The organism is Collimonas fungivorans, from assembly GCF_028292705.1.
GTDB classification, from domain to species: Bacteria; Pseudomonadota; Gammaproteobacteria; order Burkholderiales; family Burkholderiaceae_D; genus Collimonas; species Collimonas fungivorans_B.
Map to the genome: position 1 here is coordinate 1 of NZ_JAQGLV010000195.1, position 2,687 is coordinate 2,687.

Consider the following 2,687-nt stretch of genomic DNA (forward strand, 5'->3'; position numbering starts at 1 on the left):
GCGGCAGCCGGTCGGCGGCGTAAATCCCCGGCACCCGCAGGATCGCCAGGCGTCCGCTGCGGCGCCGGGCCCAGCCGCGCAATACCTGTTCGGCATCGACACGGCGCCTGGCGCGGCCGTTGTGCGGCGCCAGCACCCGGGTTTCGTCTATCAGGGCGCCGCCGCAATCGCCATAGACGCCGGTGGTGCTGATGTAAACAAGAGTGGCCCGCTCGGGTAAAATGGCGGCCAGGTTACGGGTGCGCCGGTCTTTTTCTCCGGTCGACTGCGGCGGCGCCAGGTGGACGACGACCTGCGCCAGGCGAGCCAGGCGCGCCAATGTTGCCGGCTGATCAAGATCGGCCACCAGCGGAACTGCTCCGGCGGCGCGCAATTCGGCGCAGCGCGCCGGCTGGCTGGTTACCGCAAATACGCGAAACCGCTGTTTCAGCAGCCCCAGCAAGCGTAATCCCACGTCGCCGCAACCAAGGATCAGCAGGCGCGGTTTACCCAGCCCGCCATCACGGCCAAGATTTTGTTTTATATTTTTCATTACAGGATTGTATGAGTTTTCAGATAACTGTCCAGCCTAGCGGTCGCCAATTCAGCTGCGACGAAGGCGAGACCATCCTCAACGCCGCCATACGCGCCGGCGTCGGTCTACCTTACGGCTGTAAAAACGGCGCTTGCAGCTCATGCAAGGGCAAGCTGCTGGACGGCGACATCAGCCATGGCGCCCATCAGGAAAAAGCCTTGCCGGTGAAGGAAGAGCAACTGGGCTTCGCCCTGTTCTGCTGCGCCACGCCGCATTCCGACGTCACCATCGAAGCGCGTGAAGTGGCCGGCATCGGCGAATTCCCGGTGCGCAAGATGCCGACCCGCGTGGTCAAGCTCGACAAAGTGGCCGACGACGTCATCGTCCTGTCGCTGCAATTGCCGGCCAACGAACGCCTGCAGTACCTGGCCGGCCAATATGTCGAATTCATGCTGCGCGACGGCAAGCGGCGCAGCTACAGCATGGCCAACGCGCCTTACAAAGATGAATACCTGACGCTGCACATCCGCCACATGCCGGGCGGCCTGTTCACCGACCAGGTATTTACCACGATGAAAGAGCGCGACATCCTGCGCCTGGAAGGCCCGCTCGGCACCTTCTTCCTGCGCGAGGATTCGGACAAGCCGATGGTGCTGCTGGCCTCCGGCACCGGCTTCGCGCCTATCAAGGCCCTGATTGAACAATGCGCCCATACCGGGTCGCAGCGGCCGATCACCTTGTACTGGGGCGGCCGCCGGCCGCAAGACTTGTACATGATGGCGCTGTGCGAAGAATGGGCCGCTACGCTGCCAAACTTTACTTTCGTACCGGTGATTTCGAATGCGCAGGCGGAAGACCAATGGCAGGGCCGCAACGGCTTCGTCCACCAGGCGGTGATCGATGACTTGCCCGACCTGTCCGCTTACCAGGTGTACGCCTGCGGCGCGCCGGTCGTGGTGGAATCGGCGCAGCGCGATTTTGTCGCCCTGTGCAAATTGCCGGCCGAAGAGTTTTATGCGGATTCGTTTACTTCGGAAGCGGACCTGGCCTCCTGAACAAATCCTAGTTGAGGGAGCCGGCCGTCAGGCGTACATGGCGCGTGAGCGTTACTTCATGCATGACAATCTGTTGCTGCGGTCCCGGATCGCGCTGCTCCGCACTCTCCGCCGCTGATCTGCCAGGGCCCACTGGCTCTCTCACGCTTGCGGCCGCAACTCGCGACGGCAGATGAGGGGCCGGCCGGCGCTGCTTTGGCGGCGCTTTGGAAACGACCTTCCCCTTGTTATCTTGCGCCGGCAAAACGCTGGCGGCTACGGGCTTGTCCTCGATTGCCTGATCAATTGCAACAGGCTGGGCCGGCTTGTTTTCCTCAGTACCGGCATCTTTCGCGGCCAGTATTTTCACAGGCTTTTCCAGTGCGGCGACGGGGACGTCCGTTTGCTGCCAGTAACGGTTTCCCAGGAAGCCGAGCACCCCTGCCATCAATACCCCCAACAACATTAATGGCACGCCAGAATGCGTTTGCGGGCGCACAAAATCCAGCTCCGGACTAGCGTCCGCCGATCTCATCTTGACTCCCTGGCGCAAATCGCTCATTGCGGCCTCTCCTGCCATCGCCCGAACGGCAAACCTGGCCTGACATACGCAACGCCATGGACAGAGCAGTCCAAGGGCTGGCGCCATGCCAGCTTGCCCCATGCGCCGTAGCGCCCCGACTGTTCCGCCACCAGATTATCCGCGGCCCAGTAGCCCCACTTATAGCGGGCAGCGGGCACGCCAGCGGGCGCAGCAAACGCCGGGCCGCGCGCATGGTTGCGAGCGAAACCATCCGGATGGTTTGGGCTGACCTGCAGCCAGGGATGCGCCGCTGCCAGCCAGCGTATCGACGAAGAATTATCTTGCGCCTGGCGCAGGCTGCTGGAGAATGACGTCACCGCCAGCACCGGGACGGCATTTTCACCGGCGCTGTCCGCTTGCGCCAATTGCGCGGCAGCGGCGATGCTGTCCGCCAGCGCGGCGCCCGGCGCCATCGCTATGCCGCAAACGCCCTGCCATATTCCCTGTTTTCTGAACAGGCATTCGAGCGCGCCGTGCTGCGGCAGGCTCAGCACACAATCGTCTTCCAGCATGTCCCAGTGACGCTGTACCGCGGCCGTCAGCAGCGACATGCACG

The 2,687-nt window shown here is 63.1% G+C and carries 4 protein-coding genes; 1 reads left to right on the plus strand and 3 read right to left on the minus strand.

All coding sequences use genetic code 11. From position 1 onward, the window contains the following. Positions 1-532 (minus strand): NAD-binding protein (locus JWQ61_RS10935; RefSeq protein WP_304360558.1); only part of this gene is annotated, 532 nt, incomplete at its 3' end. Between the two features lie 11 nt (positions 533-543). Here JWQ61_RS10935 and JWQ61_RS10940 point away from each other — a divergent pair. Beyond that, positions 544-1,569, plus strand: a complete 1,026-nt coding sequence (locus tag JWQ61_RS10940) for a CDP-6-deoxy-delta-3,4-glucoseen reductase (protein ID WP_304360559.1) — start codon at positions 544-546, stop codon at positions 1,567-1,569. A 7-nt stretch (positions 1,570-1,576) separates the two neighbouring features. On the opposite strand, the gene JWQ61_RS10945 is transcribed toward JWQ61_RS10940, so the two are convergent. Together JWQ61_RS10945 and JWQ61_RS10950 are read right to left on the minus strand one after the other, a co-directional pair. Beyond that, positions 1,577-2,110 carry a hypothetical protein gene (locus JWQ61_RS10945; RefSeq protein WP_304360560.1) on the minus strand — a complete coding sequence of 178 codons (534 nt, stop codon included), beginning with the start codon at positions 2,108-2,110 and terminating at the stop codon, positions 1,577-1,579. Continuing rightward, the coding region (locus JWQ61_RS10950) for a hypothetical protein (RefSeq protein ID WP_304360561.1) at positions 2,107-2,687 on the minus strand (581 nt) is incomplete at its 5' end. The genes JWQ61_RS10945 and JWQ61_RS10950, both read right to left, overlap by 4 nt.